The sequence below is a fragment of the Streptomyces glaucescens genome (assembly GCF_002154375.1).
Taxonomy (GTDB): Bacteria; Actinomycetota; Actinomycetes; order Streptomycetales; family Streptomycetaceae; genus Streptomyces; species Streptomyces glaucescens.
In genome coordinates, this window is the sequence record NZ_MUND01000030.1 from 1 (window position 1) to 13,734 (window position 13,734).

Below are 13,734 nucleotides of genomic sequence, written 5' to 3' on the forward strand. Positions count from 1 at the left end.
ATCCGAAGCATCCGTGGCCGGGTCCTCCGGCCACGGATGCTTCGGATACCGGCCGCGCAGCTCCGCGCGGACACCCCGGTAGCCGTCCTTCCAGAAGGAGGCGAGATCGGCGGTGACGGCGGCCGGGCGGCCGGCCGGGGAGAGCAGATGCACCAGCAGCGGCACACCGGCCACCCGCGGCGACTCCTGCAGCCCGAACATCTCCTGCAACTTCACCGCCAGCACCGGCCGTTCGGGATCCGCGTAGTCGACCCGCACGGCCGACCCGCTCGGCACGGTGATCCGCTCCGGGGCCAGCTCGTCCAGCCGCGCGGCGTCCCCCGACGCCCACGGCAGCAGCCGGGCCAGACACTGCCCGGCGTCGATCCGCGCCAGATCCGCCCGCCGCCGGGCCCGGCCCAGCTCCGGCTCCAGCCACTCCTCCGCGCGCGCGTGCAGCGCCTCGTCGGACACCTCCGGCCACGGATCGCCCAGCCGCAGCCGCACGAACGCCAGCCGCTGCCGCAGCGCCTCCGCCTCCCGGGACCACCGCAGCAGCCCGAAGCCCTCCCGCCGCAGCCCGTCGAGCAGCGCCTCCCGCACGAGACCGGGCGCGGGCTCCCGAAGCGGCCGTACGGCCAGCTCGACCGCCCCCAGCCGCGCCACGCGGCGCGCGACGACGTCCCCGTCCGCCCAGCGGATCTCGTCCGCCTCGGCCAGCAGCGCCCCCGCCGCCCGCCGTGCGACGTCCTCGTCGACGACCGCCGCGAGCCGCACCCGCGCGTGCCCCCGGCCGAGCGGCCGGTCGGCCACCGCCACGGCGATCCACGGCGCCCCGCGCAACGCGGTCCCCTCGCCGGTCTCGGCCCGCGTCCCCGACACCATCAGATACGAGCCGCCGTCCACCCGGGCGACCCGCTCCGGGTAGGCGAACGCGGCGACGGTCCCGACGAGCCGGTCCTCTCCCGTGTCCCCTCGCTCACCGGGGGACGCGGCTGTGCCCGTCCGGTCGTTCGCCGCCTCCCGCGCGGCCGGCCGGTCACCACCGCCCGGCAGGTCCGCGCCGGTCTCGTCCACGAGGGCCCGCAGGCGCCGTACCTCCGTCCGCCACCGCGAGGCGTAGGCGTCCCCGCCGCGCCGGGCGGCGCGCAGCGCCCCCGCGAGGTCGTCGCCGTACTCGCGCGGCGGCTCCTCGCTCAGCAGGGCCACCACCTCGGCGGCACGGTCCGCGCCCACGAGCGGGGCGGCGTCGAGCAGGGCGCGCCCCAGCCGCGGGTGCAGACCGAGCCGGGAGAGCCGGACGCCCCGCTCGGTGGCCCGGCCGGCGGAGTCCACCGCGCCGATCGCCGACAGCACCTGCCGCGCCGCCGCCATCGCTCCGCCGGGCGGCGGATCCAGCAGCGCCAGCCCGCTCGCCTCCGGATCGCCCCAGCAGGCGGCCTGCAGGGCGAACGCCGTCAGATCGGCCACCTGGATCTCCGGCGCCGGGAAACGCGGCAGCCGCGCCTCCTCGGCCTGTGCCCAGCAGCGGTACACCGCGCCCGGTGCCTCACGCCCGGCCCGCCCCGCCCGCTGCCGCCCGGCAGCCTGCGAGGCCCGTACGGTCGTCAGCGCGCTCAGCCCGCGCGCGTGGTCCACACGCGGCTCCCGGGCCAGCCCCGAGTCGACGACCACCCGCACCCCCGGCACGGTCAGCGAGGACTCCGCCACCGCCGTCGCCAGCACCACCCGGCGGCGCGCCCCCGGCGCCAGCACCGCGTCCTGCACCGCCGCCGGCGCCCGCCCGTGCACCTGGAGCACGTCGACGTCCCCGAGATCCCCCAGCTGCCCGGCGACCCGGGCGATCTCCCCGACGCCGGGCAGGAAACACAGCACGTCCCCCGGCCGCTCGGCCAGCGCCCGGCGCACCACCGACGCCACGTGCGTCAGCAGCGCCGGATCCACCCGCATCCCGTGCGGCGGCCGTACGGGACGGGACGGCGGGGCCCAGACGACCTCCACCGGGTGGGAGACGCCCGGTGCCTCGACCACCGGCGCCCCGCCCAGCAGCCGCGCCCACCCCTCGGCGTCCGTGGTCGCCGAGGCGGCGACCAGCCGCAGCTCCGGCCGCAGCGCCTCCCGCACGTCCCACAGGAACGCCGCCGCCGTGTCCGCGTCCAGATGCCGCTCGTGGCACTCGTCGAGCACCACCACGTCGACCCCCGTCAGCTCCTGGTCGCGCTGGAGCCGCTGGAGCAGCACGCCCGTGGTGACGACCTCCACGCGCGTGTGCCGCCCGACCACCCGCTCCCCGCGCACGGTGTGGCCGACGCTGCCGCCGGCCTGCTCGCCGAGCAGCCAGGCCATCCGCCGGGCCGCCGCCCGCGCGGCGATCCGGCGCGGCTCGGCGACCACCACCCGCCGTTCGGGCCCGTCGCCCAGCAGCCCCGCCAGCGCGAGCGGCACCAGCGTCGTCTTGCCGGTGCCGGGCGGCGCCACCAGCACGGCGGCGCCGGGCCCCGCCAGGGCGTCGCGCAGCGCGGGCAGGGCACCGCGTACGGGCAGGGCGTCCAGAGCGTCGTAACGGATCACGCCCCTAGTGTCGTACGACAGGGAAGACGACCCTCACGCGCGCGTGATCCTTGATCGTGGACTCGTGGAGACCCGCTGCCGTGGGTCCGGCGTCGCCGCGCGGCTCAGTCCCGCTCGCAGACGAAGATCGCCGTCCCCGGGAGGAGGTTCCCGCGCAGCGGCGACCAGCCGCCCCACTCGGAGGTGTTCCACACGGGCCACTCCGGCTCGACCAGGTCCACCAGCCGGAAGCCGGACGCCACGATGTCCCGGACGCGGTCGCCGAGCGTCCGGTGGTGCTCGACGTAGACCGCGCGGCCCTCCTCGTCCTGCTCGACGTACGGCGTGCGGTCGAAGTAGGAGCCGGAGACGGTCAGCCCCTCCGGGCCCGGCTCGTCCGGGAAGGCCCAGCGGATCGGATGGGTCACCGAGAAGACGAAACGGCCGCCCGGCCGCAGCACCCGGCGCACCTCGCGCAGCACCAGCCGCGGGTCCGCCACGAACGGCAGCGCCCCGTACGCCGAGCACGCCAGGTCGAAGGAGCCGTCCGCGAACGGCAGGGCGCACGCGTCGGCGCACACCAGCGGGAAGGAGCCGCCGATGCGCAGGGCGTGCTGGAGCTGGCGGTGGGAGAGGTCCAGGGCCACCGGACGGGCCCCCTGGGCGGCCAGCCAGCGCGCGCACTGCGCCGCGCCCGCGCCGATCTCCAGGACGTCCTTGCCGTCCAGCTTCTCCGGCGGGCCGAGCAGCTCGGCCTCCACCTCGTCCAGGCCCTCGGGACCCCACACGAACCGGTCGTCGCCGAGGAACGTGCCGTGCTCGGTCTGGTACTCGTCCGCGTTGCGGTCCCACCAGCCCCGGTTGGCCCGGGCGCTCTCGGTGATCCCCGCGTCCCGCCGGGTGGCCTCCGGCTCGGTCGCGGTCTCGGCGGTTTCGGGCTCTTGGATGACCGGCTCCCTCGTCGTACTCTTCCGTCCAACCCGTCCCGGCGGTGTCGTCAAAGGGACGCCCCGGGCCTGCGTGGCCGCTCGGCGTGTCCGATTTGCCGCTGCCGCCGCACGGGATTGTGCCGGGATTGCGGCGATCCGCCCCGGGTGTGCGCCTTCGCGCATTGACCCTGCCCGGCTGCCCCCGTATGCTACAAGTTGCGCTGCGGGCCTGCGCACCTCAGACGTAGCAGGCTGCGCTCGCATCTGTTGTATGTCCCCTCGGTTGTCGAGGCGCCAACACCGGTTTCCGCTGGTGAGGCGCTTCCTTGGCTGTCCGGCTTCTGCAGAGCGAAACGGGCTCCCGGCGTAGCAGTACCTACGACTTCAATGTCCGTACCGGAGCCCTTTCCCACATGACGAGCAGCACCGAGACCACCGCCACCACCCCGCAGGTAGCGGTCAACGACATCGGTAACGAGGAAGCCTTCCTCGCCGCGATCGACGAGACGATCAAGTACTTCAACGACGGCGACATCGTCGACGGCGTCATCGTGAAGGTCGACCGGGACGAGGTCCTGCTCGACATCGGTTACAAGACCGAAGGCGTTATCCCGAGCCGCGAGCTCTCGATCAAGCACGACGTCGACCCCAACGAGGTCGTCGCCGTCGGTGACGAGATCGAGGCCCTGGTCCTCCAGAAGGAGGACAAGGAAGGCCGCCTGATCCTCTCGAAGAAGCGCGCCCAGTACGAGCGTGCCTGGGGCACCATCGAGAAGATCAAGGAAGAGGACGGGATCGTCACCGGTACCGTCATCGAGGTCGTCAAGGGTGGTCTCATCCTCGACATCGGCCTCCGTGGCTTCCTCCCGGCCTCCCTGGTCGAGATGCGCCGCGTCCGCGACCTCCAGCCCTACGTTGGCAAGGAGCTCGAGGCCAAGATCATCGAGCTGGACAAGAACCGCAACAACGTGGTCCTGTCCCGCCGTGCCTGGCTGGAGCAGACCCAGTCCGAGGTCCGCCAGACGTTCCTCACCACCCTCCAGAAGGGTCAGGTCCGTTCCGGCGTCGTCTCCTCGATCGTCAACTTCGGTGCCTTCGTGGACCTGGGTGGCGTCGACGGTCTGGTCCACGTGTCCGAGCTGTCCTGGAAGCACATCGACCACCCGTCCGAGGTTGTCGAGGTCGGCCAGGAAGTCACCGTCGAGGTCCTCGACGTGGACATGGACCGCGAGCGCGTCTCCCTGTCGCTGAAGGCGACCCAGGAAGACCCGTGGCAGCAGTTCGCCCGCACCCACCAGATCGGCCAGGTCGTGCCCGGCAAGGTCACGAAGCTGGTTCCGTTCGGTGCGTTCGTCCGCGTGGACGAGGGCATCGAGGGTCTGGTCCACATCTCCGAGCTGGCCGAGCGCCACGTGGAGATCCCGGAGCAGGTCGTCCAGGTCAACGACGAGATCTTCGTCAAGGTCATCGACATCGACCTCGAGCGCCGTCGCATCAGCCTCTCGCTGAAGCAGGCCAACGAGTCCTTCGGTGCCGACCCGTCCGCGGTCGAGTTCGACCCGACCCTGTACGGCATGGCCGCGTCCTACGACGACCAGGGCAACTACATCTACCCCGAGGGCTTCGACCCGGAGACCAACGACTGGCTGCCGGGCTACGAGAAGCAGCGCGAGGAGTGGGAGCGCCAGTACGCCGAGGCGCAGTCCCGCTTCGAGCAGCACCAGCAGCAGGTCATCAAGTCCCGCGAGGCGGACGCCCAGGCCGCTGCCGAGGGTGGCGAGGCCGCCGCTCCGGCCGCTTCCGGTGGCGGTTCGTACTCCTCCGAGGGCGGCGACAACTCCGGCGCCCTGGCGTCGGACGAGGCGCTGGCCGCGCTGCGCGAGAAGCTGGCCGGCGGCCAGAGCTGACCGCAGCCCGCTGAGGGTCGGCCGATAACGGTCCGAGGGCCCGCACCCCACCAGGGGTGCGGGCCCTCGGCCTGTCCGGTGCCTGTTCGTCTCGGGCGTCCTCTCGTCCGGCGTACCCGCGGCGCGCGGTCCTCCCCGCGCGCGGTCCTGTCACGCGGTGCGACAAGACGTCACGGAACAAGCCGAGTTCGGGAATGCCCATGCGCCGTGCCGCGTTGTTCCGTACGAACACGAGGAGGAGCGGTCACAGTGCTTGATCCGCAGGGTTTGTACACGTGGGAGCCGAAGGGCCTGGCCGTCGTCGACATGGCGCTCGCCCAGGAGTCGGCCGGTCTTGTCATGCTCTACCACTTCGACGGATACATCGACGCGGGCGAGACCGGCGACCAGATCGTCGACCGGCTCCTCGACTCGCTGCCCCACCAGGTCGTCGCCCGATTCGACCACGACCGGCTCGTGGACTACCGCGCCCGCCGTCCGCTGCTGACCTTCCGGCGCGACCGGTGGACCGGGTACGAGGAGCCCACGCTCGCCGTCCGCATCGTCCAGGACGCCACCGGCGCGCCCTTCCTGCTGCTGTCGGGCCCGGAGCCGGACGTCGAGTGGGAGCGCTTCGCGGCGGCCGTGGAGCAGATCGTGGAGCGCCTCGGCGTACGCCTCGCCGTGAACTTCCACGGCATCCCCATGGGCGTCCCGCACACCCGTCCCGTGGGCCTCACCCCGCACGGCAACCGGACCGAACTGGTCCCCGGCCACCGCAGCCCCTTCGAGGAGGCGCAGGTGCCCGGCAGCGCCGAGTCCCTGGTCGAGTACCGGCTGATGGAGGCCGGGCACGACGTCCTGGGCGTCGCCGCGCACGTCCCGCACTACATCGCCCGCTCGCCGTACCCCGACGCCGCCCTGACCGTCCTGGAAGCCATCACCGCGGCCACCGGACTGGTCCTGCCGGCCATCGCGCACGCGCTGCGCACGGACGCGTACCGCACACAGACGGAGATCGAGCGGCAGATCCGGGAGGGCGACGAGGAGTTGACGGCGCTCGTCCAGGGACTGGAGCACCAGTACGACGCGGTGGCCGGCGCGGAGACGCGCGGCAACATGCTCGCCGAGCCCGCGGAGATTCCGTCGGCGGACGAGATCGGGCGGGAGTTCGAGCGGTTCCTGGCGGAGCGGGAGGGGGACGGCTGACCCGGGGGAGGCGCCACGACGCGCGTCCGGTCCGAGGGGGCCGACGGCCGTGAGCCGGGCGGCCCCCGCCCGGTCGCGCCGTCACCGGCAGGGCCTAAGCTTCCGCTCATGCTGACTGTGGGCCTGACCGGCGGGATCGGCGCCGGCAAGAGCGAGGTGTCGCGGCTGCTCGTGGAGTGCGGCGCGGTGCTGATCGACGCCGACCGCATCGCGCGCGAGGTGGTGGCGCCGGGGACCCCAGGGCTCGCCGCGGTCGTCGAGGCCTTCGGTGAGGAGGTGCTCGCCCCGGACGGCGGCCTGGACCGGCCCCGGCTCGGCTCGATCGTCTTCGCCGACCCCGGGAAGCTGGCCGTCCTGAACTCGATCGTGCACCCCCTGGTCGGAGCCCGCTCGCGCGAACTGGAGGCCGCGGCGGCGGAGGACGCCGTCGTGGTGCACGACGTGCCGCTGCTCACGGAGAACGGTCTGGCGCCGCTGTACGACGTGGTGATCGTCGTCGACGCCGCCCCGGAGACCCAGCTCGACCGGCTGGTCCGGCTGCGCGGCATGACCGAGGAGGACGCCCGCGCGCGCATGGCGGCACAGGCGAGCCGGGAGAAGCGCCGGGAGATCGCGGACATCGTGATCGACAACGACGTACCGCTGGCGGAGCTGGAGCGGCGGGTGCGGGACGTATGGGCCGAACTGGTCCGCCGTGCCCGCGCCCCGAAGGACCCGGCCCCGGAATAGGCGCCCCCCGCCGTGGCGTTGAAGGGAAGCAGCCAGGGAAGGAATGTGCCGTGCCCGAGACCAGCGGTTCGACCGGACGTACACCGGAGACGGACGTCATCGACTTCCGCGCCGCCGAGCAGTTGCTCGCCGCGCGGGACCCGCGGGGCGCGGTGAAACTGCTCGACGGAGTCATCGCCGCGCACCCCGAGAACACCGCCGCCCGGCTGCTGCGCGCCCGCGCCTTCTTCGCGGCCGCGCAACTGCGCCCGGCGGAGCTGGAGTTCACCATCGTGCTGGAGCGTGAACCGGACAACGCGTTCGCGCACTTCGCGCTCGGCCGCACCTATGAGCGGCAGGGCCGCCCCGACCAGGCCAAACGCCACTTCCGGCTGGCGGCCGCGCTGGACCCGAATCCGGAGTACCTGAAGGCGGCGCGCTTCGACTGAGGGCCGCTCGTCCCCGACGGCGCCTCAGGGCGCGGGGCCCTCCGGAGGCCGGTACGGCGGGACGTCGGGGCCGGGCTGGTAGTGCGGGCCCTGGCGCAGGTGCCGGAGGATCACCGCCATGTCGATCGTGACCACCAGCCACAGCACTCCGCAGGCGACGGCCCAGCCGGTCCGCCCCGCCAGCGCGAACGCCGCCGTGCCGAAGATCGCCCAGACCAGCCCCCACACGCTCAGCCAGAACCGCGCCCGCAGGGCACTGCGCGCGGTAATCGGCTCACTGCCTGTACGCATCGGGATCACCGTTCCTCCCTGAAACGTACTCCCGTGTCCCGCCGCGCTCCAGCGCGGCGCCGACACCCCCCGGCCAGAGGTTTGCGCGGCGTGACATCACTCGATCGGGTGGTGCGGGGGTGGAGGGGAACGGACGTGCGGGCACGGGCCGTTGGCCGGACATGGAGCTGAGAATGCGAGCGGGGCATCAGGGGACAGGGCCCGGGGCGATCACCCCGGACGGCTGCGCGGTCGAGCTCTACTCACGGCTTCCGGCCGGTCCGGAGCCGGACGTGATCGCCTCCGCGGTCCCGGCGGGGGCGCGCGTGCTGGAGCTGGGCAGCGGGGTGGGACGGATGACGCACCCGCTGGTGGAGCGGGGGTACCGCGTGACGGCGGTCGACGAGTCCCCCGAGATGCTGGAGCGCGTCCGCGGGGCGCGCACGGTCCTCGGCCCGATCGAGGACCTGGACCTGGGCGAGACATTCGACGCGGTGCTGCTGGCCTCGTTCCTCGTGCACACCGGGGACCTGGAGGTGCGGCGCGGACTGCTGCGGACCTGCCTGCGGCACGTGGCGGAGGACGGCTGTGTGCTGATCCAGCGGGAGGGCGAGGACTACCACACGCACGTGCCGCGCGAGCGGGTCGACCCCAGCGGTTTCACGGTACGGATCGTGTCGTCGGACCCGGTCGGGGACGGCCTGCGCTCGGTGCGCGCGGAGTACGAGTTCCCGGACGCGACCTGGACCCAGACGTTCCGGGCCCGGCCCCTGACGAAGGAGCAGTTCGAGGAGGCACTGGGGGAGGCGGGGCTCGCTGTGGACCGGTATCTGACCGACGACCGGACATGGGTGAGAGCGGTGCCCGTGAAGAGGTGCGCCGCAGGGCGATGAGTTTTCCGGCGGACGCGGGTCCATCTCTGTGACACCACCGACCGCTTCCCCCAGGAGACCTCCATGTCCGAGACCACCGCCCCCCTCGGTGCCGCTTCCGCAACCACCGCGCGTGGTCGCTCGGCCCGTGTCGCACTGCGTGCGGTGCAGGTGCTGCTCGCCCTCTTCTTCGCGGTCGCGAGCGCGCTGCCCAAGCTGATCGCGCACTCCTCCGCCGTCGAGCCGTTCGAGCAGATGGGCTGGGGCAGCGCGGGGATGTACACCATCGGCGCGCTGGAACTCGCCGGAGCCGTCGCCCTGCTGCTCCCGCTGCTGCAGTCGGTGGCGGCGCTGGCGCTGAGCGGGCTGATGGCCGGCGCGTTCGTCGTCCAGCTCACCGTGTTCGACGGGGAGAACGCCGCGACACCGCTGGTCCTCCTGGTGCCGCTGGCCCTCGTCGCCTGGGCGCGGCGCGGGCACACCGCGGAACTGCTGCGGCGGGTGCTGCGGACGGCGTGACCGTACGGTCACCGCTCCGCGGGGCGGCCTCCCGGGGTCGCGTGACCTCCGAAGCCGAAGCCCTTGAGGCCGCGGAGGCGTTCCAGCTCCCGGCGGTCGCGCTTGGTCGGACGGCCGGCGCCGCGGTCGCGGACACCGGCGGGGGCCACGGCCTCGCGAGGCGGGGGCGGCGGGCTGTTGTCGATGTAGCACTGCACGGCCACCGGGGCGCCGACGCGCTTGCGGATCAGGCGCTTGACGACGACGATCCGCTCCCGGCCCTCCTGCCGCAGGCGCACCTCGTCGCCGATCCGTACGGCATGGGCGGGCTTGACCCGCTCACCGTTCACCCGGACGTGCCCGCCCTTGCAGGCCGCGGCGCCCAGGGAACGTGTCTTGATCAGCCGGACCGCCCAGATCCAGCTGTCGATGCGCACGGTCTCCCCGTTCGCGGGCGCGGCGGCCTCGGCGGCGGCGATCGCGGCGGCGACCTTGGGGTCCGCGGCGGGGTCCTGAGCGTCTGCGGTACGTCCGTCGCCGTCGGCCCGGGCGTCCGGTGAGCGCGTGCCGTCGTCGTCCCCGGCCGGGGGCGTGACAGGGGCCGGGGCCCCGGCGGCCGGGGCTGCGGCGGTGTCCGGGGCGTCCGCGGCCGGGCGTGCCCGCACGGTCGACGCCGACGCCTGTGCCTGCCGCGGGTCGGCGAGGGCCGGGCCGTCCGGCCCGTCCGTGCGGTTCCCGCTGTGGCTGTCGCCCCTGTTCCTGTCCGTACGCTCGGAAGCCATGCCCCGACCTTAACTCCGCGCCCGTACCGTTGAGGCATGGACAGCCTGGCCGACCTGGACGCACGGATCGCGGGCTGCGCCGCCTGCCCACGACTGGTCGCCTGGCGGGACGAGGTGGCCCGCACCAAGCGCGCCGCGTTCGCCGACTGGACGTACTGGGGCCGTCCCGTCCCGGGCTTCGGTCCGGGGGACGCCCGGCTGCTGATCGTCGGCCTCGCCCCGGCCGCGCACGGCGGCAACCGCACCGGCCGGATGTTCACCGGCGACCGCTCGGGAGACGTGCTCTACCAGGCGCTGTACGACGTGGGTCTCGCCTCGCAGCCCACCTCCGTGCGGGCCGACGACGGCCTGGAGCTGTACGGCGTCCGCGTCACCGCGCCCGTGCACTGCGCGCCGCCCGAGAACAAGCCGACCCCGGGGGAGCGGGACACCTGCCGTTCCTGGCTCGTCCAGGAGCTGCGACTGCTGCGTCCCACGCTGCGGACGGTGGTCCTGCTCGGTGCGTTCGGCTGGCAGGCCGCGCTGCCCGCGTTCGCGGAGGCGGGGTGGACGGTGCCGAGACCGCGCCCCGCGTTCGGGCACGGCGCCCGTGTCCGGCTCACCGCTCCCGGCGACGCTCAGGGACCGGGCGGCGCCGAGGGTTCCGGCGGTCTCGACCTCTTCGGCTGTTTCCACGTGAGCCAGCGCAACACCTTCACCGGCCGGCTCACCCCCGCGATGCTGCGGGAGGTGCTGCGCACGGCCGCGACCGCGGCCGGACTGCCGTGCCGGACATGAAGCCGCCGCGGAATCGCACGCGGAGCCGCACGCGGACGGACCGCCGTACCGGGATCGGCGGGACATGACAACGCAGGGGGCGTTACGTTGCGCGGATGGCCTTGTACCCGGAGATCGAACCGTACGACCACGGCATGCTCGACGTCGGTGACGGCAACCGCGTCCACTGGGAGACCAGCGGCAACCCGGACGGCAAGGCCGCGCTGGTGCTGCACGGCGGGCCCGGCTCCGGGAGTGTGCCCTACTTCCGGCGCCTGTTCGATCCCGCCGCCTATCGCGTCGTCCAGCTCGACCAGCGGGGCTGCGGGCGCTCGACGCCGCATGCGAGTGCGTACGCGACCGACATGAGCGTCAACACGACCCACCACGTCATGGCCGATCTGGAGTCGTTGCGCCGGCACCTGGGCATCGAGCGGTGGCTGGTGTGGGGCGGGTCGTGGGGGTCGGTGCTCGGGCTGCGGTACGCCCAGACACATCCCGGGGCGGTCTCGGAGCTGGTGCTCACCGGGATCGCCACCGGTTCGAACCCCGAAGTCGACCTCATGACCCGGGGCCTGGGCAAGGTCTTCCCGGAGGCGTTCGAGCGGTTCGTGGCCCTGGTGCCCGAGGAGGAACGGCACGGCAATCTCGCCGCGGCGTACAGCCGCCTGCTGGAGTCCCCGGATCCCGGGGTGCGGGAGCGGGCGGCCCGCGGCTGGACCGACTGGGAGACGGCGATCATGCCCGCCCCGCCACGCTCGGTGGAACGCTACGAGGACCCGGTGTTCCGCATGGGTTTCGCGCGCACGGTCACGCACTACTGGGGCCACGACCACTTCCTCGGCGAGGGCAACGACGAGGGGGTGGTGCTGCGCGACGCCCACCTGCTGAAGGGCATTCCCGGCACGCTCGTCCAGGGCGCCCTCGACTTCGGCAACCTGCTCGGCGTCGCCTGGCGGCTGCACCACGCCTGGCCCGGCAGCGAGCTGCGGATCGTGGACCGGGCCGGGCACAGCGCGGGCGCGACCGGGATCGCGGAGCTGCTGGTCGCGGCGACGGACGCGTACGCCCACCGCCGGCCCTGACCGCGACGCCCGGTTCCCGTGGTGCGTCGAAGCCGGACGGCAGGCCCGGGAGCGGTCACGCGGCGTCCGGGCGCCAGACATAGCGCACGTCCGGCTCCCGTTCCTCGTTCCCGCTGCCGTCCGTCCACTCGGCCGCGACGAAGCCGTGCCGCTCGTAGAAGCGCTGGGCGGGCCTGTTGACCTGGAAGGTCCACAGCTCCAGACCCGCCGGCCGGCGCTCCTTGGCCAGCGTGACGAACCGGTCGCCGAGACCGCGCCCGCGCCAGCCGGGGTCGAGGTACAGCTGCGACAGTTCCGCCTCGTCGAGCGCCATCACCCCGGCCAGCCCCGACCCGTCCGCCGCCTCGGCCACCCAGGTCTCCCGCCGGGGCACCACCACGTGCCGGAACCAGTCGCGGACCGCGTCGTCGGAGTGGGCCCGCACCACACCCGGCAGCGCGGCGGCGAAGGACCGCAGCCACACGTCGGCGGCGGGTCGGGCATCGGGCGCGGCGGCCCGGCGGAGCACCACGGCCGGCGTCACGGGCGCACCTCGCCGGGGACCACGGCGGTCGCCGTGATCTCCACGAGCTGACCGGTGTAGCCGAGGCAGGCCACACCGACGAGGGTCGACGAGTGCGGTCCGGCGCTCAGGCCGGACGCCGTGACCACGTCCCACACCGCGGACAGCACGGCCGGGTCGTCGCTCACCACGTACACATCGGTCGCCACCACCCGCGTCACGTCGCTGCCCACGGCGCTCAGCTGGCGTTCGAGATTGGCGATCACCTGCTCCGTCTGCCGCACGGGATCGCCCTCGCCGACCAGCCCGCCCTCCGCGTCGAGCGGCACGGACCCGGCGAGAAAGGCCAGTGTCGTGCCGGCCTCCACCACGGAGGCGTGGGAGTACCGCGGCGGCGGGAAGAGGCCGGGGACGGTGACGCGCTGGATCACGGGCGCTCCTGGATCTGTCGGGGGGTACGGCGGAACCTCGGCCGATCATCCGGTGTCCCGGACCGCGCCCGCATCCGAATTCGGCCCGGGCCGCCCTCGCGCCGGCGCGTGTCGTCGTCGCCGAGGCCGGCCGAGCCCGGGCGGCGGGGTGTCCGGCGCCTGCGCAGGGCGGCCGTGCGGGCCGCGGCGGAACGCCGTGCGGCGGCGGCCGCCACGGCCCGGAACTCCTCGCCGCGTTCGGCGGCTTCCACGCGCTCCAGGCGATAGAGGCGGATCTGCCGGGCGGTGCGGAAGAGCGGATGCGGGCGCAGCATGTCGGGTTCGCCGAGGAGCTGGCGCACCAGGGCGGCGGTCCACCCCCGGGCCCGCAGCCCGGCCACCGACACATGCGTCCGGGCCGGCCGGGGCCACTGCGGCCGGCCGTCGCGCGACCTGTCCTGCGTCGTCATCACTGTCCCCCCTGTCGTCATCACAGTGCGTGACGACTTCATTGATAACGCGCCCCACTGACAATCGGTCCCCGGACCGTCCGCACCGAGGTCCCGCCCGCCCTGGCCCGCGGACCCCCGCGGCCGACACGCCCCGGCTACGCTGCGTCTGCCAGCCCCCGTCCGCCGATGTCTCGCAGCCCCTGGGAGCCGCCGATGCCCGCCCTCACCGACTCGGCCTTCCTCGACACCGTCGCCGACCGGCTCGCCGCCCTCCCCACCGTCGAAGCCGTCTCCCTCGGCGGCTCCCGGGCCCAGGGCACCCACCGCGCGGACAGCGACTGGGACCTCGGCATCTACTACCGGGGCGCCTTCGACCCCGCCGACCTGCGCGCGCTCG

Annotated in this window: 15 protein-coding genes and 1 pseudogene; 9 read left to right on the top strand and 7 right to left on the bottom strand. The window is 74.0% G+C overall.

What is annotated here, in order from left to right:
• Positions 1 to 2,550 (bottom strand): ATP-dependent helicase HrpB (gene hrpB, locus CCN42_RS02255; RefSeq protein ID WP_107427534.1); only part of this gene is annotated, 2,550 nt, incomplete at its 3' end.
• 104 nt (positions 2,551 to 2,654) lie between these two features.
• Positions 2,655 to 3,722 carry a class I SAM-dependent methyltransferase gene (locus CCN42_RS02260; protein WP_245877114.1) on the bottom strand — a complete coding sequence of 356 codons (1,068 nt, stop codon included), beginning with the start codon at positions 3,720 to 3,722 and terminating at the stop codon, positions 2,655 to 2,657.
• A gap of 149 nt (positions 3,723 to 3,871) precedes the next feature.
• On the opposite strand from CCN42_RS02260, the gene rpsA reads away from it, so the two are divergent.
• The 4 genes from rpsA to CCN42_RS02280 all read left to right on the top strand — a co-directional run bounded on the left by rpsA (position 3,872) and on the right by CCN42_RS02280 (position 7,710).
• A complete protein-coding gene (rpsA, locus tag CCN42_RS02265; protein WP_043499930.1) occupies positions 3,872 to 5,365 on the top strand; it encodes a 30S ribosomal protein S1 in 1,494 nt (497 codons plus the stop codon).
• A 249-nt stretch (positions 5,366 to 5,614) separates the two neighbouring features.
• Positions 5,615 to 6,553: a PAC2 family protein gene (locus CCN42_RS02270; protein WP_086172192.1), complete on the top strand. Its 939-nt coding sequence runs from the start codon at positions 5,615 to 5,617 to the stop codon at positions 6,551 to 6,553.
• A 108-nt stretch (positions 6,554 to 6,661) separates the two neighbouring features.
• The gene (coaE, locus tag CCN42_RS02275; protein ID WP_086732818.1) at positions 6,662 to 7,282 is read left to right on the top strand and encodes a dephospho-CoA kinase; all 621 of its coding nucleotides are present in this window, start codon (positions 6,662 to 6,664) and stop codon (positions 7,280 to 7,282) included.
• Positions 7,283 to 7,332: 50 nt separating this feature from the next.
• Complete coding sequence (locus CCN42_RS02280) at positions 7,333 to 7,710, top strand: tetratricopeptide repeat protein (protein WP_086172194.1); 378 nt, start codon at positions 7,333 to 7,335, stop codon at positions 7,708 to 7,710.
• 24 nt (positions 7,711 to 7,734) lie between these two features.
• Here CCN42_RS02280 and CCN42_RS02285 read toward each other — a convergent pair whose 3' ends face one another.
• Positions 7,735 to 8,001, bottom strand: a complete 267-nt coding sequence (locus CCN42_RS02285) for a DUF6343 family protein (RefSeq protein ID WP_086732825.1) — start codon at positions 7,999 to 8,001, stop codon at positions 7,735 to 7,737.
• Positions 8,002 to 8,174: 173 nt separating this feature from the next.
• On the opposite strand from CCN42_RS02285, the gene CCN42_RS02290 reads away from it, so the two are divergent.
• Both CCN42_RS02290 and CCN42_RS02295 read left to right on the top strand, forming a co-directional pair.
• A complete protein-coding gene (locus CCN42_RS02290; protein ID WP_086732819.1) occupies positions 8,175 to 8,873 on the top strand; it encodes a class I SAM-dependent methyltransferase in 699 nt (232 codons plus the stop codon).
• A gap of 63 nt (positions 8,874 to 8,936) precedes the next feature.
• Entirely contained in the window at positions 8,937 to 9,371 is a 435-nt protein-coding gene (locus CCN42_RS02295) for a DoxX family protein (protein ID WP_086732820.1), read from the top strand.
• A gap of 8 nt (positions 9,372 to 9,379) precedes the next feature.
• On the opposite strand, the pseudogene CCN42_RS02300 reads toward CCN42_RS02295, so the two are convergent.
• Positions 9,380 to 9,901, bottom strand: a pseudogene (locus CCN42_RS02300) (RNA-binding S4 domain-containing protein); the annotation flags it as partial.
• 267 nt (positions 9,902 to 10,168) lie between these two features.
• Between CCN42_RS02300 and CCN42_RS02305 the strand changes: the two are divergent.
• Both CCN42_RS02305 and pip read left to right on the top strand, forming a co-directional pair.
• The gene (locus tag CCN42_RS02305) at positions 10,169 to 10,909 is read left to right on the top strand and encodes a uracil-DNA glycosylase (protein WP_086732821.1); all 741 of its coding nucleotides are present in this window, start codon (positions 10,169 to 10,171) and stop codon (positions 10,907 to 10,909) included.
• A 95-nt stretch (positions 10,910 to 11,004) separates the two neighbouring features.
• Positions 11,005 to 11,973, top strand: coding sequence for a prolyl aminopeptidase (gene pip, locus CCN42_RS02310; protein WP_086732822.1), 969 nt, complete (start codon positions 11,005 to 11,007; stop codon positions 11,971 to 11,973).
• A gap of 55 nt (positions 11,974 to 12,028) precedes the next feature.
• On the opposite strand, the gene CCN42_RS02315 is transcribed toward pip, so the two are convergent.
• The 3 genes from CCN42_RS02315 to CCN42_RS43635 are packed head-to-tail and all read right to left on the bottom strand — an operon-like array spanning position 12,029 to position 13,355.
• Positions 12,029 to 12,496 (bottom strand): GNAT family N-acetyltransferase, encoded by a 468-nt coding sequence (locus CCN42_RS02315; RefSeq protein WP_086732823.1) that lies wholly within the window; start codon positions 12,494 to 12,496, stop codon positions 12,029 to 12,031.
• Positions 12,493 to 12,906, bottom strand: coding sequence for a RidA family protein (locus tag CCN42_RS02320; protein WP_086732824.1), 414 nt, complete (start codon positions 12,904 to 12,906; stop codon positions 12,493 to 12,495). The genes CCN42_RS02315 and CCN42_RS02320 overlap by 4 nt, the downstream gene beginning before the upstream one ends.
• Entirely contained in the window at positions 12,903 to 13,355 is a 453-nt protein-coding gene (locus CCN42_RS43635) for a hypothetical protein (RefSeq protein ID WP_211294614.1), read from the bottom strand. Before CCN42_RS43635 ends, CCN42_RS02320 begins: the two co-directional genes overlap by 4 nt.
• A gap of 195 nt (positions 13,356 to 13,550) precedes the next feature.
• On the opposite strand from CCN42_RS43635, the gene CCN42_RS02330 reads away from it, so the two are divergent.
• Positions 13,551 to 13,734: nucleotidyltransferase domain-containing protein (locus tag CCN42_RS02330; protein WP_169731388.1), on the top strand; the 184-nt coding region annotated here is incomplete at its 3' end.

What these genes read in the sequence shown, in the direction of transcription:
- CCN42_RS02260 (WP_245877114.1), bottom strand. Translation starts at nt 3,722, where the DNA reads ATGCGAGCGCAGCCTGCTACGTCTGAGGTGCGCAGGCCCGCAGCGCAA.
- rpsA (WP_043499930.1), top strand. Translation starts at nt 3,872, where the DNA reads ATGACGAGCAGCACCGAGACCACCGCCACCACCCCGCAGGTAGCGGTC.
- coaE (WP_086732818.1), top strand. Translation starts at nt 6,662, where the DNA reads ATGCTGACTGTGGGCCTGACCGGCGGGATCGGCGCCGGCAAGAGCGAG.
- CCN42_RS02285 (WP_086732825.1), bottom strand. Translation starts at nt 8,001, where the DNA reads ATGCGTACAGGCAGTGAGCCGATTACCGCGCGCAGTGCCCTGCGGGCG.
- CCN42_RS02290 (WP_086732819.1), top strand. Translation starts at nt 8,175, where the DNA reads ATGCGAGCGGGGCATCAGGGGACAGGGCCCGGGGCGATCACCCCGGAC.
- CCN42_RS02295 (WP_086732820.1), top strand. Translation starts at nt 8,937, where the DNA reads ATGTCCGAGACCACCGCCCCCCTCGGTGCCGCTTCCGCAACCACCGCG.
- CCN42_RS02305 (WP_086732821.1), top strand. Translation starts at nt 10,169, where the DNA reads ATGGACAGCCTGGCCGACCTGGACGCACGGATCGCGGGCTGCGCCGCC.
- pip (WP_086732822.1), top strand. Translation starts at nt 11,005, where the DNA reads ATGGCCTTGTACCCGGAGATCGAACCGTACGACCACGGCATGCTCGAC.
- CCN42_RS43635 (WP_211294614.1), bottom strand. Translation starts at nt 13,355, where the DNA reads ATGACGACGCAGGACAGGTCGCGCGACGGCCGGCCGCAGTGGCCCCGG.